The 20,587-nt window shown below is 72.6% G+C and carries 19 protein-coding genes; 8 read left to right on the top strand and 11 right to left on the bottom strand.

What is annotated here, in order from left to right; genetic code table 11:
• Nucleotides 1-42: 42 nt before the first annotated feature.
• Entirely contained in the window at nucleotides 43-1,017 is a 975-nt protein-coding gene (locus ACFY32_RS21570) for a hypothetical protein (RefSeq protein WP_390674982.1), read from the top strand.
• A 68-nt stretch (nucleotides 1,018-1,085) separates the two neighbouring features.
• On the opposite strand, the gene ACFY32_RS21565 is transcribed toward ACFY32_RS21570, so the two are convergent.
• From ACFY32_RS21565 to ACFY32_RS21550, 4 genes are all read right to left on the bottom strand, one after another.
• On the bottom strand, nucleotides 1,086-1,934 hold the full coding sequence (locus ACFY32_RS21565; protein ID WP_390674981.1) for an endo alpha-1,4 polygalactosaminidase: 849 nt from the start codon (nucleotides 1,932-1,934) through the stop codon (nucleotides 1,086-1,088).
• 234 nt (nucleotides 1,935-2,168) lie between these two features.
• Nucleotides 2,169-4,481 carry an FdhF/YdeP family oxidoreductase gene (locus ACFY32_RS21560; protein WP_359195445.1) on the bottom strand — a complete coding sequence of 771 codons (2,313 nt, stop codon included), beginning with the start codon at nucleotides 4,479-4,481 and terminating at the stop codon, nucleotides 2,169-2,171.
• A gap of 102 nt (nucleotides 4,482-4,583) precedes the next feature.
• Nucleotides 4,584-5,096: an SRPBCC family protein gene (locus tag ACFY32_RS21555; RefSeq protein WP_359195448.1), complete on the bottom strand. Its 513-nt coding sequence runs from the start codon at nucleotides 5,094-5,096 to the stop codon at nucleotides 4,584-4,586.
• A gap of 159 nt (nucleotides 5,097-5,255) precedes the next feature.
• Entirely contained in the window at nucleotides 5,256-6,053 is a 798-nt protein-coding gene (locus tag ACFY32_RS21550) for a VOC family protein (protein ID WP_390674980.1), read from the bottom strand.
• 265 nt (nucleotides 6,054-6,318) lie between these two features.
• Here ACFY32_RS21550 and rox point away from each other — a divergent pair, with 265 nt between their 5' ends.
• The 4 genes from rox to ACFY32_RS21530 all read left to right on the top strand — a co-directional run bounded on the left by rox (nucleotide 6,319) and on the right by ACFY32_RS21530 (nucleotide 9,567).
• Nucleotides 6,319-7,773, top strand: a complete 1,455-nt coding sequence (gene rox, locus ACFY32_RS21545) for a rifampin monooxygenase (protein WP_359195454.1) — start codon at nucleotides 6,319-6,321, stop codon at nucleotides 7,771-7,773.
• 97 nt (nucleotides 7,774-7,870) lie between these two features.
• Complete coding sequence (locus ACFY32_RS21540; protein WP_359195457.1) at nucleotides 7,871-8,428, top strand: TetR family transcriptional regulator; 558 nt, start codon at nucleotides 7,871-7,873, stop codon at nucleotides 8,426-8,428.
• Entirely contained in the window at nucleotides 8,425-9,318 is an 894-nt protein-coding gene (locus ACFY32_RS21535) for an aldo/keto reductase (protein ID WP_359195460.1), read from the top strand. The genes ACFY32_RS21540 and ACFY32_RS21535 overlap by 4 nt, the downstream gene beginning before the upstream one ends.
• A 69-nt stretch (nucleotides 9,319-9,387) precedes the next feature.
• On the top strand, nucleotides 9,388-9,567 hold the full coding sequence (locus tag ACFY32_RS21530; RefSeq protein WP_359195462.1) for a hypothetical protein: 180 nt from the start codon (nucleotides 9,388-9,390) through the stop codon (nucleotides 9,565-9,567).
• Between the two features lie 184 nt (nucleotides 9,568-9,751).
• Here ACFY32_RS21530 and ACFY32_RS21525 read toward each other — a convergent pair whose 3' ends face one another.
• A complete protein-coding gene (locus ACFY32_RS21525; protein ID WP_390674979.1) occupies nucleotides 9,752-10,249 on the bottom strand; it encodes a carboxymuconolactone decarboxylase family protein in 498 nt (165 codons plus the stop codon).
• A gap of 93 nt (nucleotides 10,250-10,342) precedes the next feature.
• Between ACFY32_RS21525 and ACFY32_RS21520 the strand changes: the two genes are divergently transcribed.
• Nucleotides 10,343-11,314 (top strand): pirin family protein, encoded by a 972-nt coding sequence (locus ACFY32_RS21520; RefSeq protein ID WP_390674978.1) that lies wholly within the window; start codon nucleotides 10,343-10,345, stop codon nucleotides 11,312-11,314.
• 405 nt (nucleotides 11,315-11,719) lie between these two features.
• Nucleotides 11,720-13,246 (top strand): glycosyl hydrolase family 18 protein, encoded by a 1,527-nt coding sequence (locus tag ACFY32_RS21515; protein ID WP_359204873.1) that lies wholly within the window; start codon nucleotides 11,720-11,722, stop codon nucleotides 13,244-13,246.
• A gap of 217 nt (nucleotides 13,247-13,463) precedes the next feature.
• Here the strand turns inward: ACFY32_RS21515 and ACFY32_RS21510 are convergent, their stop codons facing one another.
• From ACFY32_RS21510 to ACFY32_RS21500, 3 genes are all read right to left on the bottom strand, one after another.
• Nucleotides 13,464-14,534: a pentapeptide repeat-containing protein gene (locus ACFY32_RS21510; RefSeq protein ID WP_390675063.1), complete on the bottom strand. Its 1,071-nt coding sequence runs from the start codon at nucleotides 14,532-14,534 to the stop codon at nucleotides 13,464-13,466.
• Between the two features lie 439 nt (nucleotides 14,535-14,973).
• Complete coding sequence (locus ACFY32_RS21505) at nucleotides 14,974-15,159, bottom strand: hypothetical protein (protein WP_390674977.1); 186 nt, start codon at nucleotides 15,157-15,159, stop codon at nucleotides 14,974-14,976.
• Nucleotides 15,160-15,500: 341 nt separating this feature from the next.
• Nucleotides 15,501-16,268, bottom strand: coding sequence for an IclR family transcriptional regulator (locus ACFY32_RS21500; RefSeq protein ID WP_390674976.1), 768 nt, complete (start codon nucleotides 16,266-16,268; stop codon nucleotides 15,501-15,503).
• Between the two features lie 152 nt (nucleotides 16,269-16,420).
• Here ACFY32_RS21500 and hutH point away from each other — a divergent pair, with 152 nt between their 5' ends.
• Nucleotides 16,421-17,956 (top strand): histidine ammonia-lyase, encoded by a 1,536-nt coding sequence (gene hutH, locus ACFY32_RS21495; protein WP_390674975.1) that lies wholly within the window; start codon nucleotides 16,421-16,423, stop codon nucleotides 17,954-17,956.
• Between the two features lie 138 nt (nucleotides 17,957-18,094).
• Here the strand turns inward: hutH and ACFY32_RS21490 are convergent, their stop codons facing one another.
• Genes ACFY32_RS21490 through ACFY32_RS21480 form a run of 3 tightly spaced genes read right to left on the bottom strand, consistent with a single transcriptional unit; the run spans nucleotide 18,095 to nucleotide 20,235 of the window.
• A complete protein-coding gene (locus ACFY32_RS21490) occupies nucleotides 18,095-18,838 on the bottom strand; it encodes a triose-phosphate isomerase (protein WP_390674974.1) in 744 nt (247 codons plus the stop codon).
• A 59-nt stretch (nucleotides 18,839-18,897) separates the two neighbouring features.
• Nucleotides 18,898-19,506, bottom strand: a complete 609-nt coding sequence (gene hxlB, locus ACFY32_RS21485; RefSeq protein ID WP_390674973.1) for a 6-phospho-3-hexuloisomerase — start codon at nucleotides 19,504-19,506, stop codon at nucleotides 18,898-18,900.
• 30 nt (nucleotides 19,507-19,536) lie between these two features.
• Nucleotides 19,537-20,235 (bottom strand): nitroreductase family protein, encoded by a 699-nt coding sequence (locus ACFY32_RS21480; RefSeq protein WP_390674972.1) that lies wholly within the window; start codon nucleotides 20,233-20,235, stop codon nucleotides 19,537-19,539.
• Nucleotides 20,236-20,587: the final 352 nt, after the last annotated feature.

Genomic DNA, 20,587 nt, shown 5'->3' with positions numbered 1-20,587 from the left:
GCACGGCGGGCGACTTGTCGGACACGGGCTGCGGAGGCCGGGATGGAAGACCAGGAACTGCGCCGGGGACTGGACGCGGTACGAAAGCGCGTCGGGGAACTGAGGCTGCGGGAAGCCTGGTTCCTGCTGGCCATGGGCCGGTTCGCCGCCGCCGTGCGGGCCGCCGAGGCCGCGAGGCTGGAGGCGGCCGGCCGGACCGTCCCGCTCGGCGCGCTCCGCGACATCCTGCGTGAGGCCACGCTGGTGACCTGTGCCGCCCGGATCGCCCAGCGGGAGTGGACGGCGGCGGACACGGCGGCCGACCGGTACATCGACCTGTTCGGCCGGGACGCGGAGACCGTCCGGCTGCGGGAGCTGGCCCGCTGGGGACGCGGCACCCTCGGTCCGGTCATGGTCTGGCAGGAGGTGACGGACCCCGAGAAGGAACTCGCCGCGTTCGACCCGGCCGCCTACGGCCGGGAGCACCTGAACCGGCTCGGCACCGGCCCGGAGGAAGCGGCCGGCCAGGAGCCCGCCGAGGAACCGGTGGCCCCCTTCTACGCGGGCGGGCGGGGCAGACTGCCGGTCGACGAGGACGCCCTGCGCGCGGAGCTGGCGGCCGTCACCGACGCGACCGGTGAGCGGGCCTGGGCCCCGCACGTCCACCGCGCCTGGCTGCTGATCGCGCTCCGCCGGTACGCGGAGGCGCTGGAGGAGGTCGAGGCCGCCCGCCGCGAGTTCTACGGCTTCCGGGGCCTGCCCGCGGACCGGCACTTCGCCGAGGCCCTCTTCGAGGAGGGCTGCGAAACCGAACTGGTCGCGGACATCGCGCTGGAGCGCTGGGACGACGCCGCCGACGCCGGGATACGCGGCCTCGCCGACCACGGTGGCGAACAGCGCAACCTCCCCCTCGTCCGCCTCGTCGCCGCCGCCCGCGGAACCGTCGGCCCCGACTGGGACACCTGGCGCCGCCAGCTCACCGCCTTCGACCCCACCCAGTACGCCCTGCACCACCTGCGCCGCCACCCGTACCGGTAGTGACGGCCCGTCACCTGCTCCACACCCTGACGTGATCCACCCGCGGATCGGCTCGGTGTGCTCGTCTCTCACAGGTCGTCGCAGGTCTCGCGCAGGTAACCGGGACGTCCGGCGGGCCGGACGTCCAGGTCGCGGCGGACGACGCTGATGTCGTCGCCCCAGCCCGCGCACGCCCGCTCCAGGCCCCGCTCGTCGTACTCGATCACCAGGACGTGATCGCCGAACGCGTCGGTGTAGGCGCCGCACTCCCGGTACCGGCCGCACTCCTCCGCCACGGCGAAGTCGAGGCCGACCTTCTCACGGTCCGGTGCGAGGTCGGCGGTGTTCTTCTGGCCGATGGCCAGGCCCCGGTCGTGGGCGTGCGCGGCGAGCAGCGTGAGGAACTCCTCGGCGTCACCGGCGCTCAGCAGCCCTTCGGGGGCGCGGGTGTAGCTGTCGTAGTTGTCGGGCTCGACGGCGTCGAAGCCCTTGGTGGCGCAGTCGTCGATCCAGCCGTAGACCCGCGCCGCGATCCGCTCGCGCTTCTGGGCGGTGCCGATGTCGAGCAGGGCCTCGCCCCAGTCCTCGTCCATGACGACCTCGCCGTCCTCGCCGTCCTCGCCGTCCTCGCGGAGGAGCAGATCGGTGTCCCACTCCCGCTCCGCGCCCGGCTGGGCCTGGAACGCGTTGACATAACAGACGCTGTAGAGGCCCCGGGCGGGCGACGCGGTGTGGTCCCGGACGACGACCTCCACCCCGTCGGGCGGGGCGTAGGGCCCGCCGAGCTGGTAGTCGAAGCCGGCACCCGCCGGCGGCGGCGTCACCGCGCCGCCGCCCCGGGAGTCGTCGGGGGCGGCACCCGAACAGGCGGTGAGCAGCAGCGCGATGACGCCGAGCACGGCGGCGGACGGACCGCGAAGGACACGATGGCGACGCATGATGTACGGGCTCCCGCTAAGGACATGTCCCCGCCTCGGACCCCGTGGCGGTCCTGGCGACTCGGTCCGGGCTTGCGGCGCGGGGCCGGCCTACCGGCTGGGCATGTCTCCGGGCCGGCACCTGCTCCCGGACACGGAAGAACCTAGTCGACCCGAAAATCGCACGTCAATCCGGTCCGATCACCACCGCGCCGCGCCGCACCGCGCCGCCCGCCGCGGCCCGATCCGGTCCGATCACCGTCGTACCGCGTCGACCGCCGCTCCCACCGGTTCCAGCCGGACCACCAGGCCCTTCGAGGTCGGCTGGTTGCTGAAGTCGGCCACGCTGTCCAGCGGCACCAGCACATTGGTCTCGGGGTAGTAGGCCGCCGCGCAGCCGCGCGCACTGGGATACGACACCACCTCGAAGCCCGGCGCGCGGCGCTCCGTACCGTCCGACCACACGCTCACCAGGTCCACCCGCTGCCGCTCGGCCAGCCCGAGGTCCTCGATGTCGCCCGGGTTGACCAGGACCACCCGGCGGCTGCCGTGGATGCCCCGGTAGCGGTCGTCGGTGGTGTACGGCACGGTGTTCCACTGGTCGTGCGAGCGCAGCGTCTGGAGCAGCAGGTGTCCCTCGGGCGCCCGCGGTGCCTGCCAGTCGTTGCGGGTGAACATGGCCTTGCCCGCGGCCGTGTGGAAGGCGCCCTCGTTGACCGGGTTGGGCAGCCGGATGCCGCCGGGCCGGACCACCCGCCGGTTGAAGTCGTGCAGCCCTACCACGATCCGGGAGATCCGGTCCCGGATCGCCCCGTAGTCGGCCTCGAACTCGTCCCAGGGGATGGCGGGCCGCCCCTTCAGGGTGCGGTCGGCCAGCCTGCACAGGATCGCCACCTCGCTGAGCAGCAGCCTGGAGGCGGGCTTCAGCCGTCCCCGCGAGACGTGCACCTCGCTCATGGAGTCCTCCACGGTGACGAACTGCTCACCGGTGGCCTGGATGTCCACCTCGGTCCGCCCCAGCGTGGGCAGGATGAGGGCGGTCTCCCCGCAGACGGTGTGCGACCGGTTGAGCTTGGTGGAGATGTGGGCGGTCAGGCGGCAGCGCCGCATGGCCTCCTCGGTGACGTCGCTGTCGGGGGCGGCCCGCACGAAGTTGCCCGCGACGCCGAGGAACACCTTGATGCGGCCCTCGCGCATGGCGCGGATCGAGTTCACCGAGTCCAGCCCGTGCGCGCGGGGCGGGTCGAAGCCGAACTCCTCCCGCAGCGCGTCCAGGAAGGAGTCGGGCATCTGCTCCCAGATGCCCATGGTGCGGTCGCCCTGCACATTGCTGTGCCCGCGCACCGGGCACGCGCCGGTTCCGGCCCGGCCGAGGTTGCCGCGCAGCAGCAGGAAGTTGACGATCTCCCTGATGGTGGGCACGCCGTGTTTGTGCTGGGTCACGCCCATGGCCCAGCAGACGATGACCCGATCGCTGCGCAGCACCTCGTCCCGGATCGACTCGATCTTCTCGCGGGTCAGCCCGGTGGCGCTGACGATGTCCTCCCACGCGACGGATCGCGCGTGCTGGGAGAACTCCTCGAAACCGGCGGTGCTGGACCGGATGAAGTCATGGTCGAGGACGGTGCCCGGACGGGCGTCCTCCGCCTCCAGGAGCAGCCGGTTCAGGCCCTGGAACAGGGCGAGGTCGCCGCCGATCTTGATGTGCAGGAACCGGTCGGCGATCTGCACGCCGCGTCCGACGACGCCGCGTGGCTTCTGCGGGTTCTTGAACCGCAGCAGCCCGGCCTCCGGCAGCGGGTTGACCGCGATGACGCGGGCGCCGTTGAGCTTGGCCTGCTCCAGCGCGGAGAGCTGGCGGGGATGGTTGGACCCCGGGTTCTGCCCCACCACGAAGATCAGGTCGGCGTGGTGCAGGTCCTCCAGGCTCACCGTGCCCTTGCCGGTGCCCAGGGTCTCGTGGAGGGCGAAGCCGCTGGACTCGTGGCACAGGTTGCTGCAGTCGGGCAGGTTGTTGGTGCCGAACGCGCGGGCGAAGAGCTGGAGGAGGAACGCGGCCTCGTTGCTGACCCGGCCCGAGGTGTAGAAGACCGCCTCGTCGGGCGAGTCGAGTCCGCGCAGCTCCGTGGCGAGCAGCCCGAGGGCGTCGTGCCAGGAGATGGGCTCGTAGTGGTCCGAACCGGGCCGTTTGACCATGGGCTCGGTCAGCCGGCCCTGCTGGTTCAGCCACTGGTCGGACCACTGGGCGAGGTCGGACACGGAGTGCGTGCGGAAGAAGTCGGCGGTGATACGACGGGTGGTCGCCTCGTCGTTGATGTGCTTGGCGCCGTTCTCGCAGTACTCGTTGCGGTGCCGGTGGCCGGGGGAGGGGTCGGCCCAGGCGCAGCCGGGGCAGTCGATGCCGCCGACCTGATTCATGGTCAGCAGTGTCACCCCGGCGCGCTGCGGCGAGGTCTCCTCCAGCGAGTACTCCAGCGCGTGCGCGACCGCGGGCACGCCCGTCGCCCACTTCTTGGGCGGGGTCACGGTGAGCTGGTCCGCGGCCTCTTCGCTCGGTGGCTTCTGCATCAGACGGGTCTCTCTCGCTCTCCGGGAGGTGGATCAGCCGGGCCGGGGGCCGGACGCGCCGGTCCTCGGCCGGGTCGGGGGCCGGGCGCGCGGGCCGGCGGGTCAGCCGACGGGCCAGTGCGGAACCCGGCGTTCGGGCGGATGCGGGTGCGGCGGCTGGACATGACCGTTGCGGATCGTGCCCCGCCAGGCCCCGCTCTCTTCCCCCTGGCCCTCGATGTACTCCTTGAAGTGCGCGAGTTCGGTCCGCACCAGGCGGTGCGCCAGCCCCGACGCGCCGACGAGCAGGCCCACCGGCCCCCGCCGCCGCGTCCGTATCCGCACGGTCACCGAGGTCCGCTCCGGTGCCGTGGCGTGGAAGGTCACCTCGCCCCGGTGCCGCCCGTCCAGGCTCCGCCAGGCCACGTACGCGTCCGGACGCTGCTCCACGATCTCCGTCCGGAACTCGTGGCGCAGCGGACCGGTCCCGATGACCCAGTGGGTAACGGCGGGCCGGACCTGCTCGACGCTGCGCACCGCGGACATGAACCGCGGGAAGACCTCGAACTGGGTCCACTGGTTGTAGGCGGTGCGCACCGGCACCGCGATCTCGGCCGTCTCTTCGATGGTGCTCATGACCCGCCCGTCTGCAAGCTCGTCCCCTCAGTGTCGCGGCCTCCCCGCCGGGCTGCCACCTGTCGTGGTCCGCCGCGGGACCCGACCGGACGGGTACCGCCGGGCCGCCGGAGTAGTCCTGCCGAGCACGGACCGGCCGCGCTCAGCTCCCGGCCGGGCTCAGCTTCCGGCCGGGGTCAGTACGACGAAGTCGGCGCCCGCCGGGTCGAGGCACACCGCGAGGCGGCCGACGCCCTGCGCGTCCTCCGGCCCCATCTGCACTCTGCCGCCGTGCCCGGTGACCTGGGCGAGGGTGGCGTCGCAGTCGGTCACGGCGAAGACCGGATGCCAGTACGGACGGCCGTCGGTCAGGGCGAGGCTCTTCCCGGGAAGCTCCATCACGCCCCCGTGCATCCGGTCCTCGGGCAGCCCGGCGGGCGTGATCAGGGAGTACGTGCCCCCGCCGCCCGGCAGGTCGGTGTCGGAGAACTGCCAGCCGAGCACGTCGCCGTAGAACTGCTTGGCGGCCGTCGCGTCGCTCGTGTACAGCTCGGTCCAGCTCAGCGAGCCGGGTGCGTCGACCAGGTCCACGCCCCGGATGCCGCCCGGCTGCCAGACGGCGAACTGGCCGCCCAGCGGGTCGCTGTACTGCGCCATCCGGCCCGAGTCGCCCAGGTCCGCCGGCGCCACCCGGACCGTGCCGCCGCCGCGCTCGACGGCCCGGGTCGTGGCGTCGGCGTCGGCGACACTGTAGTAGATCATCCAGGCGGGGCGGGCGCCCTCCTCGGTGAGCTTGCCGAGCCCGGCGACGATTCTGCCGTCCTTGCGGAACACGCCGCCTTCCGTGTCCCCGCTGCCGCCCATGGTCTCGAACTCCCAGCCGAACACCGCGCCGTAGAACGCGGCGGCCGCCCGGACGTCGGGTGCGCCGAGGTCGAGCCAACAAGGGGAGCCCGGGACGAAATCTGTGGTGATCATGGTGTGGTTTCCCTTCCACGGCATCCTCTGCTGTCCACACTCCCACCGGGCACTGACAATCGCCCGCGGACCACCGGCTCAGGGGAAGGCGAGAGGAGGAGGAAGGAAAGGGGAGGGAAGAGAAGGAAAGGGAAGGAAAGAGCAAGGAGGGGCGACACCCACTCCTTGCCACTTTCAACCTATAGCGCACGGGGGGCCTTGCGGCAAGGCCCTGGCCGTGCCGCACAATCACCGCCCTCGGCCGGAACTCGCGGAGGGCGTATCCATGATCGACGTGATCGTTGCCGGTGCCGGACCCACCGGTCTGATGCTGGCCGGCGAGCTGCGCCTGCACGGCGTGCGGGTCCTCGTGCTGGACAAGGAGACCGAACCGTCCGAGGCGCCCCGGGCGCGCGGCCTGCACGCCCGCAGCCTAGAGGTGATGGACCAGCGCGGCCTGCTGGACCGGTTCCTGGCCCACGGCCGGCGGTTCACGGCCGGCGGTTTCTTCGCCGGCCTCGGCGGCACCTGGCCGTCCCGCCTGGACACCGCCCACGCGTACGTCCTCGCCATCCCGCAGGCGGTCACCGAGCGACTGCTCGCCGAGCACGCCACCGCGCTCGGCGCCGAGATCCGGCGCGGCCACGAGGTGGTGGGGCTGGAGCAGGACGACCAGGGGGTGAGCGTCGAACTGGCCGACGGCACGAGGCTGCGCTCGCGCTACCTCGCCGGCTGCGACGGCGGCCGGAGCACGGTCCGCACCCTGCTCGGCGTCGGCTTCCCCGGCGAGCCCAGCAGGGTGGAGACGCTGCTGGCCGACGTGGAGCTGACGGCGGACCCGGGGACGGTGGCCGCCGTGGTCGCCGAGGTCCGCAAGACCCGGTTGCTGTTCGGTGTCATCCCCGAGGGCGACGGACTGTACCGCGTCGTGGTGCCCGCCGAGGGGGTGGCCGAGGACCGGACGATCCCGCCGTCCCTGGACGAAGTCAGGCGCCAGTTGCGGGCGTTCGCGGGCACCGACTTCGGCGTGCACTCGCCGCGCCGGATCGCCCGCTTCGGTGACGCGACCCGGCTGGCCGAGCGGTACCGGGTCGGCCGGGTGCTGCTCGCCGGGGACGCCGCCCACATCCACCCGCCGGCCGGCGGGCAGGGGCTCAATCTCGGCGTCCAGGACGCCTTCAACCTGGGCTGGAAGCTGGCCGCCGAGATGGCCGGCCGGGCACCGCAGGGCTTGCTGGGCACCTTCCACACCGAACGGCACCCGGTGGCCGCCGAAGTCCTCAGCACCACCCGCGCGCAGATGGAGTTGATGTCCGCCGAGCCGGGCCCCCGGGCGCTGCGCCGCCTGATGGCGGAACTGGTCGAGTACGACGACGTCAGCCGGCACCTGATCGAGAAGATCACCGGCATCGGCATCCGCTACGACTTCGGCGCGGGCCACGAACTCCTCGGCCGCCGGCTGCGGGACCTGAACCTCACGCGCGGACGCCTCTACGCGCTCACCCACCGCGGTCGCGGCCTGCTCCTGGACCAGACCGGCGGGCTCTCGGTGAGGGGTTGGGCGGACCGGGTCGACCACGTGGTCGACGTCAGCGAGGAACTGGGCGCCCCCGCCGTACTGCTCCGCCCGGACGGCCACGTGGCCTGGGCCGGCGACTCCCAGCAGGACCTGCTCCAGCACCTCCCCAGATGGTTCGGGGCACCCGGCTCCGCCACCGCCGCCGTTCCGGCCGCCGGCTGAGGCGGCGTCGGCCACGGTCGGCACCCCTCGCAAAAGGAACAGACATTCTGTTAGGCTGCCCGCCAAGCAGAATGCGTATTCTCTTTGTGGGGGTGTGGTGCCGCGACTCACCGACGCGCGCAAGGAACTCCGGCGTACCCAGATCGCCGAGGCCGCGCTGCGCTGCTTCGGCCGCAACGGCCTGGCGCGGACCTCGATCGCCGACATCATCGCCGAGTCCGGCCTCTCGGCCGGCTCGATCTACGCGCATTACCGTGACAAGGCCGACCTGGTCCGGGCCACCGCCCGCGAGGTGCTCGCCAGGCGCGCCGACGCCATCGGCGAGTACGCGGCCGAGCGCCCCCCGCCCGGCCCCGACGAGCTGCTCGCCCGGCTGGTCGCCGCGATCGACCCGACCGCCGCCCGGGTCGGCGTGCAGACCTGGAGCGAGGCGACCACCGACCCGGCCGTCCGCGACATCGTCACCGACATGACCGACCGGATGCGCGCGATGCTGCACGACCGCGTCACGGCCTGGCTCATCGAGGTCGAACACCACGACCCGGCCGGCGCCCGGGAGCACGCCGCCCCCATCGCCCACCGGGTCATGGCGCTCTACCAGGCCGAACTGCTCTACGCGGCCCTGCGATCGACGACCGAGGAGACCACCACATGACCACCAGGACCGCGGCGTTGGCCGACCGCACCGTCTTCCGGATCGGCTACGGAGCGTTACAGTTGGAGCGGTTGCGCGACCGCCGCGAGGAGGCCGTCGCCCTGCTGCGCCGCGCGGTCGAACTGGGCGTCGACCATGTGGACACCGCCGATTTCTACGGCTTCGGCTTCGCCAACGACGTGATCCGCGAGGCCCTGCGACCAGAGGACGGCGTCATCGTCGTCACCAAGGTCGGCGCCGTCCCCGACCCGGGCGGGCCCTTCCCGCTGCGGATCGCGCAGCGCCCGGAGGAACTGCGCGCCGCCGTCGAGGACAACCTGCGCGGTCTCGGCACCGACCGGCTCGCGGTGGTCAACCTCCGCCGCCTGGACACCGGCCCCGGGCTGCGCGCGGAGGGCGACCAGATCGTCGGCCTCGACGACCAGCTCGCCGTACTGACCGCCCTGCGGGACGAGGGCAAGATCGGCGCGATCGGCCTGAGCAGTGTCACCCTCGACGGACTGCGCCGCGCCCTGCCGGCCGGCATCGTCTGCGTTCAGAACGCCTACAGCCTCGTCTCCCGCGACGACGAGGACACGCTGCGGCTGTGCGCGGCCGAGGGCATCGCCTGGGTGCCGTTCTTCCCGCTCGGCGGGGCCATGCCGGGCCTGCCCAAGGTCACCGGGGAACCGGCCGTCCGCACCGTGGCCGCGTCCCTCGGGGTCACCCCCGCTCAGGTCGGCCTCGCCTGGCTGCTGCACCACGCCCCCAACGTCCTGCTCATCCCCGGCACCGCCGACCCGGCCCACCTGGAGGCCAACGTGGCCGCCGGTGACATCGCCTTCGACGCCGCCGCCCGCGCCGCCCTCGACGCCGTGCGGTCCCGCTCCAGCCAGGTCCCCCTCGGCTGACCGCGACCGACCGACCGCCGTACCGCACACCGGCACGCACCCCGGACACCGCACACCCGAGGAACAGCCATGCCCACGGCGCGGACCATGAAGGCGATCGTCTACCGCGACACCGGCGGCCCCGGCGTACTCCGGCTCGTCGACCGCGACCTGCCCGTGCCCGGCCCCGGCGAGGTGCGCGTCAGGGTCGCCGTGTCCGGGGGCAACCCGACCGACCGGCAGGCGCGTTCCGGTCTCGGCTACCCCTAGCGGTTCCCCGAGGTCACCCCGCACCTCGACGGCACCGGCACGGTCGACGCGGCCGGGGAGGGCGTCGACCCGGACCGGATCGGCGGGCGGGTCTGGCTGTTCATGGCCGCCGCCGCGGGGGCCCACCACGTCGTCGACCTCGCCCGCCCGCTCCCAGCGTCGGGGGACCGGGCGCCGGGCGCCATCACCGTGCGGGCGTCCCGGGGTTTTTCCGTACCGGGTGCTTGCTCATGACGGAGACCCGGTTGAAGGCGTTCATGGTGATGGCGACCCAGATCACCGCGGAGATCTCCGCGTCGGTCAGCGCGGCCCGCGCCCCGGCGTACGCGGCGCTCTGCGCGCCGGCGTCGGCGGGGTGGGTGGTGGCCTCCGCCAGGGCGAGGACCGCGCGTTCCCGGGCGTCGAACAACTCGGTGTCGCGCCAGGCCGCCAGCACGCCCAGCCGCTGGGCGGTCTCGCCCGCCCGCAGCGCCGCGCGGGTGTGCAGGTCCAGGCAGTAGGCGCAGGCGTTGAGCTGGGAGACGCGCAGGTTGATCAGTTCGACGAGGAGCCGGTCCAGCCCGGCCGCGGCCGCCACGCCCTTCACGGCCTCCGCGGTCGCGGCCAGCGCCCGGTAGGCGTCCGGGTGCTGCTTGTCGATGAAGACCCGGTCACCCGTTCCCACCGCGGTCGTCTCCGTCATGTGCTTCCCTTCATCGGGTGATCACTCGCTGATGGACCTATCATCGACGAGTGAATGTTGAAAGTCGAACGTTTCTTGGGGAGGGCCGCACCGGTGAGTAACACCGAGACACAGCCAGCCGAACTGCGCTGCGCGCCGGCGTCCGGCGACGGCGGCACGGCCGCGATCGAGGTCCTCACCGCCCGGGAGGTCCCGCTCGGCGGCCCCCGCGCGATGCCGGTGCGCCGCACCCTGCCCCAGCGCGCCCGCACCCTCATCGGTGCCTGGTGCTTCGCCGACCACTACGGCCCCGACGACGTGTCCGCGACCGGCGGCATGGACGTCGCCCCGCACCCGCACACCGGTCTGCAGACGGTGAGCTGGCTGTTCAGCGGCGAGATCGAACACCGTGACAGCCTCGGCAGCCACGCCTACGTCCGCCCCGGCGAACTCAACCTCATGACCGGCGGGCACGGTATCAGCCACTCCGAGGTGTCCACCCCGCGCACGACGGTCCTGCACGGCGTCCAGTTGTGGGTCGCCCTCCCCGAGGCCCACCGCGACACCGCCCCCGACTTCCAGCACTACGTCCCCGCCCCCGTACCCCTGGACGGCGGCACCGCCCGCGTCTTCCTGGGCACCCTCGCCGGGGACACCTCACCCGTGGCGACCTTCACGCCCCTCCTCGGCGCCGAACTCTCCCTCGACCCGGGCGCGATCCTCACCCTCGGCATGGACCCCGGCTTCGAGCACGGCCTCCTCGTCGACACCGGCACCGTCCGCCTGAACGACACCCCCCTGGACCGCGCCGACCTGGGCTACGCCGCCCCCGGCCGCGCCCGCCTCACCCTCACCAACACCGGCCCCGGCACCGCCCGTCTCGTCCTCCTGGGCGGGCCCCCCTTCGGCGAGGAGATCGTCATGTGGTGGAACTTCATCGGCCGGTCTTCCGAAGAAATCCTCCAGGCGCGCGATGCGTGGGTGTCGGGGGACCGGTTCGGCTCGGTCGAGGGCTACGACGGCGACCCGCTTCCTGCCCCCGAGCTTCCCACGGTTCCGTTGAAAGCGCGGGGAAACCCGCGCTGACCTGCTGAAATGCAGCGATCCGCTGGGGATGAGGGTGGCTGCTCCCGGCCGACTTCAGTCGGCCCTTCGCCGACCCAACGCTGACTTCACTGACGCGTCATCAGTTCCGGCTTGCGGTGGTCACCGCGGATCAGCAGTCCTGTCTGCGTTCGTCGCCGAGGCGGCGCCTGGCGCAGGTTGTAGAGACCGTCCGTAGGCGAGATGACCTCGCCGAACGTTCGGGCGTGGTCCAGTCCACCGTCGGGTGCCCTGTGCAGGGACAGGGCGGCCAGGCCCGGTGAATTGGTCTAGTCCCTACTTGGTCCAGACCATTGACCCGCCCCTCCGGCGGGCGCTATTCCAGTAGTCGGCAACGCCGTCCCCACCCCGGGACACAGGCCACCCCCTCCACACACCGGGACTGACATGAGACTCGTGCGTTCCTTCCGCGCGGCCTTCACCGCAGCCGCCACCATGGCGGCCGCAGCGGGCCTCGCCCTCACGGGAACCAGCACCGCACAGGCCGCGACACCCCTGCCGAACCACGTCTTCGCCCCCTACTTCGAGGCCTGGACCGGTGAGAGCCCCGCCGCCCTGTCCGCCCAGTCGGGTGCCAAGCACCTGACGATGGCGTTCCTGCAAACCGCCACCAAGGGCTCCTGCACGCCGTACTGGAACGGCGACACGAGCATGCCGATCGCCGCCTCTTCCTTCGGCGCGGACATCAAGACGATCCAGGGCAACGGCGGTGACGTCATCCCCTCCTTCGGGGGTTACACGGCCGACACGACCGGCACCGAGATCGCGGACAGTTGCACCGACGTCCAGCAGATCGCCGCCGCCTACGAGAAGGTCATCACGACCTACGACATCTCGCGGCTCGACATGGACATCGAGATCGACTCGCTCGACAACACCGCCGGCATCGACCGCCGCAACAAGGCCATCAAGATCGTCCAGGACTGGGCCGCGGCCAACGGGCGCAAGGTGGAGATCTCCTACACCCTGCCGACCACCACGCGCGGCCTCGCGGACAACGGCAAGGCGCTGCTGCGCAACGCGGTGAGCAACGGCACCCAGGTCGACGTCGTGAACCTCATGACGTTCGACTACTACGACAACCAGCCCCACGACATGGCGAAGGACACCCAGACCGCCGCACAGGGTCTGTACGACTTCCTCGCCCAGATATACCCGGGCAAGACCCCGGCCCAACTGTGGAACATGGTCGGCGTCACCGAGATGCCGGGCGTCGACGACTTCGGCAAGGCGGAGACCTTCACCCTGGCCAACGCCCGGACCGTGTACGACTGGGCGGTCGCCAAGGGCATCAACACCCTGTCCTTCTGGGCGCTTCAGCGGGACAACGGCGGCTGCCCGGGTGGCCCGGCCGCCGACAACTGCTCGGGCATCGAGCAGAACACGTGGGACTTCACGCGCATCTTCGCGCCGTTCACCAGCAGCGGCCCCACCAACCCGGCCAACGACTTCTCCGTCGCGCTCACCCCGGCCTCCGGGTCCGTGACGGCCGGTCAGTCCGCCACGGCCACCGTGAAGACGGCCGTGACGAAGGGCGACGCCCAGAACGTGAAGCTCAGCGTCAGCGGGGCCCCGGCGGGCGTCACCGCCTCCCTCAGCCCCACGTCGGTCACCGCGGGCGGCTCCTCCACGCTCACCCTGGCCACCACCTCCGCGGCGGCGTCGGGCACCTACACGGTCACCGTGACCGGCGCGGGCGCGTCGGGCAGCCACTCGGCGACCTACTCCCTGACCGTCACCGGCGGCTCCGGCAACCAGTGCACGGCCGCCCCGTGGGCCAAGGACAAGGTCTACAACAGCGGCCAGCAGGTCTCGCACAAGGGCCACTCCTGGAAGGCCAAGTGGTGGACGACGGGCGAGGAGCCCGGCACCACCGGCCAGTGGGGCGTCTGGCAGGACCTGGGCGCCTGCTGAACCGCCCCGTGACCCCCCACCGCGGGTGCCCCGACGGCGCATGAGGTGAAGCCTCGTCTCCCAGGACCGCTTCCGAGTGGTCCTGGGAGATCCGCGCGTCCGGAGCGGATTCCCGCCCGCTCCATCGGCGGGACCTGGTCGAACCAGGCGTCCCGCGCCCGGCACGTGTACGTGTCGCTCGGACCGGGGCACGTTGGTCGCCGCCCGGACTCGTGGGTCACGGCATGGACCGGAGAGGCGGGTGCTGTGTCGTCATCCCTGAGGGCTGGAGCAGTGGCGGCGGTTCCGGACCGGGGTCCTCGGTGACGACGACGCCGGCGGTCGCAGGGTCGAAACCGGCCGGCCAGCGAGTGTTCTCGCTGGCCACCGCGCCGGTCAGACGTGCCCGCAGAAGGTCGGCCGTGGTCAGGTCGGCGCCACGCAGGTCGGCCAGTCGCAGGTCGGCGTGGCGGAAGACCGCACCGCCCGCGTCGGCCTTGCGCAGATTCGCCTCGCGCAGATCCGCCTCGGTGAAGTCAGCGTCGCGCAGGTCGGTTTCGACCAGCCGTGCGCCTCGCAGGTCGGCCAGGACGCAGCGGGCCCGGCGCAGGGTCGCGGTCTTGAGGTCGGCGTACCGCAGGTTGGCCGAGACGAGAGAGGCCTGCGTCAGGTTGGCGTGGTACAGGCCCGCCGCCTCCATACAGGACCGGTCGAAGTTGACCTCGTGCAGCCACAGTCCGTCGCAGTCGGCCCGGCGCAGGTCCGTGACGCTGAGGTTGATCCAGGACTGTTCCCGGGGTTGCAGCAACAACACGCCGAGCCCGGTCAGCGCCACTTGGGCGTCGGCGGCGCGAATCTCCAGCGGCACGACGTCATTGATGGGCACGTCGGCGGCGGGAGCCTCCGGTCCGGCGGGCGGCCAGGGCAGGTGCGCACGCAGGTAGGCAGCCTGGATGGAGATGACGGCTTCGCGGTCGCGGGCGGAATGTTCCGCGATCCGCCACAGCGCGTGGAGCCCGCCGATGCGTGTCTCCAGCTTGTCACTGCCGAGCTGGTCGACGGCCGTGCTGAACCGGTCGGTGACATAGCCCTCCTGGGTGGCGCGCAGACCTTCCTGGCTGACGCGCAGTTGCCTCCAGGTGGCGTACGCGCCGAACAGGACGACCATGCCGCCCACGGCCTGCAGAAGAGTCGTACGGACGTCGTTCACCGCTTTGAGCCGGTCCTGGGCGGCGACGCTTGCCCCGGCGAGGTCGTGGTCGACCACGACACCCGGCAGGACGACGAGCACGGTCCCCAACGCGGTCAGCACCGCCGTTCCAGCCACCAGGGCCGCGATGGCACGAAGTCTCCCCAGCCGATCGCGCCACGGTCCGCGACCACGGCCCGGCTCTCCCGTCCCCATGCGTGGAACCTTAGGCGCCGCCCCATAGACGATCAACATGCGCTACCTGGTGGGACATGAACCCGCGCGGCGCGCGGCGCGGTCGGCGCCGACGTCAGGCGGCGACCACCACAGGGTGCGGCCGACGAGCAGCAGCCGGAGTCCCAGGGAGAGCGGCCGGAAGAAGCCGGGGATAAGTCGTTCTCCGCTGACGGCGCCTGCCCGCGGCCGTAGCGCACGGCCGCCGGTCAGAAGGGGCGGTGCGGGGCCTGCCCACGGCCCGCCGGCCTCCGGGTCTACAGCGGGGGCGAACACGGCGACGACGGCGGATGACGCTGTACGCCTGGTGGTGGCCATGAAACGGTCAGACGATGGTCAGCGTCGACAGATCGGCCGCCCTGGTCAGGCCGGTCGTCGTGCGACACGGCAGGGGATCGAGCAGACCGGGGACGATCTCGGTGGTGACGTCGACCGTCGACCCGGAGTACCGGTCCGCGGTGGCCGTCGCCGACGAGGCCGCGCCGAGCGCCGCGACCTGCACGGCGCCCACCCGGACCAGCCGGGCCCCCGGTCTGCGGGGGAGACGTACGAGTGGGCGGTCGGTCCGGTTCCACGTCTGCCCCAGCCACGCGTCGGTCCGGATGAGCGGTGTGCCTCGGGACGGCCGGGAGTGCCGTCCGGGGGCACGTTTCCGCAACCAGTGAGCCCTGTACCGGGTCCGGGCGTCCCGGGACGGCGCGCAGGCGCATGATGCGAGGCGGACCGGCGGCGGGCGGCTCGGCGGGGTCCGTCCGGTCCGGCCCTGGTGGGGCCGCGTCGGCCGCACCGTGGCGCGCCGCACGGAGGCGCCGCCCCGGCGCGCGGCCTCTGCCGTCCGTGTCACACCACGTGTCACACCATGGTGGCGCCGCCGACCCGGCGGGTCAGCTCCCGGGCGGTCCGCGCCACCTGGTCCGCGATCCGGGCGCGTTCCGACTCGTCGGCCGCGTCGCCGGGGAAGGTGACGGAGACGCCCGCGATCGGATGGGCGTGATGGTCCAGTACGGGCGCGGCCACCGAGGACAGACCGGGGGTGATCTCCCCCTCCTCGGTCGCGTGGCCCCGGCGCCGCACCTGTGTCAGCAGCCCGCGCAGCGCCGTCAGCGACGCGGGGCCGACGTCGTGCCGGAGTACGAACGCCGACCGGTCCGGGAAGATCGCCCGCACCTGCGCGGCCGGCAGTTGCGCCAGCACCGCCCGGCCGCTGGCGGTCAGATGGGCGGGCAGCCGCACCCCGACCTCGCTGACGAGCGGTGCCCGGCCCGGAGCGCGCTCCTCGATGACGTAGATGACCTCACGGCCGTGCAGCACGGCCAGATTCGCGCTGTACCCGGTGCGGTCGACGAGCGCGGCCAGCGGCGCACGCGCCAGACGCTGCAGGGGCGCCTGGCGCTGATAGCCCGACGCGAGTTCGAAGGCGCTGACCCCGAGGCCGTACCGTCGCTCCTCCGGCAGATGGACCACGAAACCGTCCGCCGCGAGCGTGTCGAGCAGGTGGTACGTGGTCGAGCGCGGCAAACCCACGTCGCGGCTGATGGCGGCCGCGGGGACGGGGGCCGCCTGCCGCGCCAGATAGCGCAGCACGGCGAGCACCTGGGCGGCGGCCGGGACGATGCTCATGCGCCGAGAGTAGAGCAGCGCAGACGCGGGCATCCGTCCGGGCGGAACCTGTCCGGGATCTCGGACCGATGATCGTCAAGAGTCTGGGATACCAGACACTAGCCGCGCGTTTCCCCTCGCCAATCCCTGCCGACCTGCGGCTTCATTGGTGCATGACCGTTGTTGTTGGTGTCGGCCCGCTCTCCGCCGACGAAGTCGTGTCCGTTGCCCGTCACGGAACACCGGTGGCCCTCGCGCCCGACGCCCTGGAGGAGATCGCCCGCAGCCGCCAGGTCGTCCGGGCCCTCGCCGACGACGCCAAGCCGCACTACGGCGTCTCCACCGGATTCGGCGCCCTGGCCACCCGCCACATCCCCACCGAACTGCGCGCCCAGCTCCAGCGCAGCCTGGTGCGGTCCCACGCGGCCGGCTCCGGACCCGAGGTGGAGCGCGAGGTGGTCCGCGCCCTGATGCTGCTGCGGCTGTCCACGCTCGCCACGGGCCGCACCGGCGTACGCACCGAGACCGCGCAGGCGTACGCGGCGCTGCTGAACGCCGGCCTCACCCCGGTCGTGCACGAATACGGCTCGCTCGGCTGCTCCGGCGACCTCGCCCCCCTCGCGCACTGCGCGCTCGCCGTCATGGGCGAGGGCCAGGTCCGCACCGCCGACGGCGTGCGCAAACCCGCCGCCGAGGCACTCGCCGAGGCGGGCCTCACCCCGGTCGCCCTGGAGGAGAAGGAGGGCCTCGCCCTCATCAACGGCACCGACGGCATGCTCGGCATGCTCGTGCTCGCCGCGCACGACCTGCGCCGCCTGCTGCGTACGGCCGACATCGCCGCCGCGATGAGCGTCGAGGGCCAGTTGGGCACCGACGCGGTGTTCGCCGCCGACCTCCAGGCACTGCGCCCGCACCCGGGCCAGGCGGACAGCGCGGGCAACCTGCGCTCCCTGCTGGCCGGCTCCGCGATCGTCGCCAGCCACGCCGGCCCGGAGTGCACCTACGTGCAGGACGCCTACTCGCTGCGCTGTACCCCGCAGGTGCACGGCACGGCCCGGGACACCCTCGCGCACGCCGAGACGGTCGCCTCCCGGGAACTGGCCAGTGCCGTCGACAACCCGGTCGTCACCCCCGACGGCCGGGTGGAGAGCAACGGCAACTTCCACGGCGCCCCGGTCGCCGCAGTGCTCGACTTCCTGGCCATCTCGGTCGCCGACGTCGCGTCCATCTCCGAGCGCCGCACGGACCGGTTCCTCGACCCCGCCCGCAACCGTGGCCTCAACGCCTTCCTGGCCGACGCCCCCGGCGTCGACTCCGGGCACATGATCGCGCAGTACACGCAGGCCGCGATCGTCTCCGAGCTGAAGCGGCTGGCCGCCCCCGCCTCCGTGGACTCCATCCCGTCCAGCGCCATGCAGGAGGACCATGTGTCCATGGGCTGGTCGGCCGCACGCAAGCTGCGCCGCGCCCTGGACGGACTGGGCCGCGTCCTCGCCGTGGAACTGTTCACCGCCGCCCGCGCCCTCGACCTGCGGGCGCCGCTGACCCCGGCGCCGGCCACGGCCGCGGTGCGCGACGAACTGCGTGAGACGGTCGCCGGCCCCGGCACGGACCGCTGGCTCGCGCCCGAGATCGAGGCGACCGTCGAGTACGTCGTCTCCGGCCGCGCCCTGGCCGCCGCCGAGTCGGCCACCGGACCGCTGCTCTGACCCGGCCGACCGCCTCCCGGACCCCTGGCGGGCCCGGGAGGCGCGACGGACGACCCACGGCGCCGCACGCCCGCCGGCCGGCGCCGGACGCCTTCGACGACGACCAGGCCGGGCGGGACGGCGGGCGGCGCGGTCACCTCACTTCTGCGCGGTGAGTTCGTCCAAGGTCTCGGTCAGGAGCCGCGGGTCCTGGGCGACGCGGCCCAGGGCCACCCCGTCCCAGTCGGCTTCACCGCGCAGCCGGGTGTAGACGCCGGGCACGACCGCTCCGCCGTAGACGAAGCGGACATCGTGGCCGACCGTGACGTCGCGCAGCGCGCGCAGTACCCGGCCCGCGTGCGCGGGGCCGGCGGCTTCGCTGCCGCCGATGGCCCATCCCGGCTCGTACAGGAAGAGCAGGGGCCGCTCCGGCGGTACGGCGGCCACGACCGTCCGTGCCTGAGCGCGGGTCAGGGCCGCCGCGTCCGACGCGGGGACCACGTCGGTCTCACCGACGCACACCACCGGGGTGAGACCGGCCCTGCTCGCGGCGGCGGCCTTGCGGGCGACGAGTTCGTCGGTCTCGCCGAAGACGTCGCGTCGTTCGGCGTGCCCGACCATGACGTGGGAGCAGCCGACCTCGGCGAGCAGTGAGGCGCTCACCGTGCCCGTCACTTCGCCGGTGCCCGGCGCCACGTCCTGGGCGGCGACGCCGACGCCGCTGCCGCGCAGCCACTGCCGGGCCGGCAGCAGCAGCGGGTGGGGCAGGCAGGCGAAGAAGGAGACACCGGCCAGCCGCTCGGCGTGCGGCAGCAGCAGGGTCTCGATCCAGTCCCGGGTACGGACCAGACCCATACGCATCTTGGTGCTGGTGAGACTGATGGGCGCGGGAGGTGTCGACATCGCGGCCTGCCTTCGTGTGGGGCGGGATTCCGGGTCCTGGACCGGCCGGGGCGCGGTCGTCATTCGAGGTTGGTGTGCCGGGCGTACATCTCGGCGGGATCGACCTGATGGATGCGCTGGAGGGCGAGGACCAGGCAGTCGAAGAAGACCAGGGCACCTTGCTCGAACAGGGTGCCGACGAACTGGGTCGACGCGTCGGGCTCGAAGTCCTGGCTGTACTCGGCCAGATGGACCCGGATGTCCGCCAGCGCGGCCAGCGGCGACTCCAGGTTCGCGGTGACGACGGCTATCCGGGCGCCGGCCTCCTTGGCCGCCTCGGTGCGCCGCAACACGGTGGGGGTGTGCCCCGATCCGCTGCACGCCACCAGCAGATCGCCGTCGGTGATGGCCGGGCAGGTGACGTCGGTGGTCACGTGGGCGGTCAGCCCGAGGTGCATCAGGCGCATGGCGAAGGCGTCGACGGCGAGTTTGGAGCGGCCCGCGCCCAGCACCATGGTCCTCGGCGCTTCGTACACCGCCTGCATCAGTTCTCTGGCCTGGTCCTCGTGCGCGCGGGTGAGCAGGGCCTCGATCTCCCGCAGGATCGTGCGGCGGGCGGCGGCGAGCGGTCCGTCCACGCCGACAGTCAGCGGAGCGGGAGCGGCGGGCTGGCTCTGTTGGTCGACCATCCGTGGTCCTTTCACATGTGCCGGGCGGGACTACCAGGTGTCGTGGTGAACAACGGTGTCGAGCTCCCGGCGAGGAGCCGGGCGGAACGATTCTCCGGTGGGGTGGGCCACGGCGAGCAGCGCGGCCTGGGTGACACCTTCCGGCAGGTCCAATATCGCGGCGGACTCGTCCGGCCGGGTCAGGTGCAGGGCGGTGACCGCGCTGGCCAGGGAGTGGGCCCGCAGCGCGAGCATCAGGCTCCAGACGGCGGGCCAGATGGACCCGTAGTAGACGGAGAGCGCCGCGTGTTCGGACGACGGCCCGTAACCGAGCCGGCGGAAGAGGCCGACGTGGTCGGCGGGCGGGGAGTCGAGACAGGGAACGATCATCACCGGGACCCGGTCGAGTATCTCCGTCAGCCGCAGGGACGCCTTCAGCACGCCGCGGCCGACCGTGCCGTCGTCCACCCGCTGGGTCATGGCCGCGAGATAGGGCCGGGCGGCCTCGCGGTAGCAGCGGGCGAGCGCGGCACGGCGGCGGGGGTCGGTCACGACGATCCAGTGCCACGGCTGCTGGTTCGACCCGTTGGGAGCCTGCAGCGCCGTTCGCAGTGCCGCGTGCACGAGAGCGAGGTCGACGGGACGGTCGGTGTCGAGGCGGCGGCGCACGGAGCGGGTGGTCCGCAGTATCCCCAGGACGGCGTCCCGGTCGGCGCCGGGCACCTCACAGGGTGCGGTGAAGTCGGTCATACGAGGTTCCTCACGCGTCTGTCCGAAGGTGCTGGTCGTCGTCGGTCTCGGGGGTCCGCGGACCTCGTCCTCGGCGGCCCTGGCGTTCCGGCGGGTCCGGGCGGCCTTCACCGGGGAAGGCTCCGCCGTCCTCACGGTGGCATCGGTGGTGGTCTCGTCTGGGCGGTCGGGAGAGCACGGGTGCGGCGGAGGGGCCGCGGATCGGGCGGATCGCCGCGACGGGCGATCAACTGCCGGAAGTAGTCGAACGCCTACTAAGCTTGTTCTTTATCTACCAAGATCTTCCGGGCTTGCCGATGGCCTTCAGGGTCTCGGGGCGTTTGACGGTCTTGCCGACGTCGTAGCGGGGTGC

The organism is Streptomyces sp. NPDC000134 (assembly GCF_042899225.1).
Classification (GTDB): Bacteria; Actinomycetota; Actinomycetes; order Streptomycetales; family Streptomycetaceae; genus Streptomyces.
The sequence above is the reverse complement of the archived record's forward strand: the minus strand, read 5'-3'. Positions and strand labels throughout refer to the sequence as shown.

Bases quoted from the DNA above. Each gene is read 5' to 3' on its own strand.
- ACFY32_RS21570 (WP_390674982.1), top strand. From the start codon at position 43: ATGGAAGACCAGGAACTGCGCCGGGGACTGGACGCGGTACGAAAGCGC.
- ACFY32_RS21565 (WP_390674981.1), bottom strand. From the start codon at position 1,934: ATGCGTCGCCATCGTGTCCTTCGCGGTCCGTCCGCCGCCGTGCTCGGC.
- ACFY32_RS21560 (WP_359195445.1), bottom strand. From the start codon at position 4,481: ATGCAGAAGCCACCGAGCGAAGAGGCCGCGGACCAGCTCACCGTGACC.
- ACFY32_RS21555 (WP_359195448.1), bottom strand. From the start codon at position 5,096: ATGAGCACCATCGAAGAGACGGCCGAGATCGCGGTGCCGGTGCGCACC.
- ACFY32_RS21550 (WP_390674980.1), bottom strand. From the start codon at position 6,053: ATGATCACCACAGATTTCGTCCCGGGCTCCCCTTGTTGGCTCGACCTC.
- rox (WP_359195454.1), top strand. From the start codon at position 6,319: ATGATCGACGTGATCGTTGCCGGTGCCGGACCCACCGGTCTGATGCTG.
- ACFY32_RS21535 (WP_359195460.1), top strand. From the start codon at position 8,425: ATGACCACCAGGACCGCGGCGTTGGCCGACCGCACCGTCTTCCGGATC.
- ACFY32_RS21530 (WP_359195462.1), top strand. From the start codon at position 9,388: ATGCCCACGGCGCGGACCATGAAGGCGATCGTCTACCGCGACACCGGC.
- ACFY32_RS21525 (WP_390674979.1), bottom strand. From the start codon at position 10,249: ATGACGGAGACGACCGCGGTGGGAACGGGTGACCGGGTCTTCATCGAC.
- ACFY32_RS21515 (WP_359204873.1), top strand. From the start codon at position 11,720: ATGAGACTCGTGCGTTCCTTCCGCGCGGCCTTCACCGCAGCCGCCACC.
- ACFY32_RS21500 (WP_390674976.1), bottom strand. From the start codon at position 16,268: ATGAGCATCGTCCCGGCCGCCGCCCAGGTGCTCGCCGTGCTGCGCTAT.
- hutH (WP_390674975.1), top strand. From the start codon at position 16,421: ATGACCGTTGTTGTTGGTGTCGGCCCGCTCTCCGCCGACGAAGTCGTG.
- ACFY32_RS21490 (WP_390674974.1), bottom strand. From the start codon at position 18,838: ATGTCGACACCTCCCGCGCCCATCAGTCTCACCAGCACCAAGATGCGT.
- hxlB (WP_390674973.1), bottom strand. From the start codon at position 19,506: ATGGTCGACCAACAGAGCCAGCCCGCCGCTCCCGCTCCGCTGACTGTC.
- ACFY32_RS21480 (WP_390674972.1), bottom strand. From the start codon at position 20,235: ATGACCGACTTCACCGCACCCTGTGAGGTGCCCGGCGCCGACCGGGAC.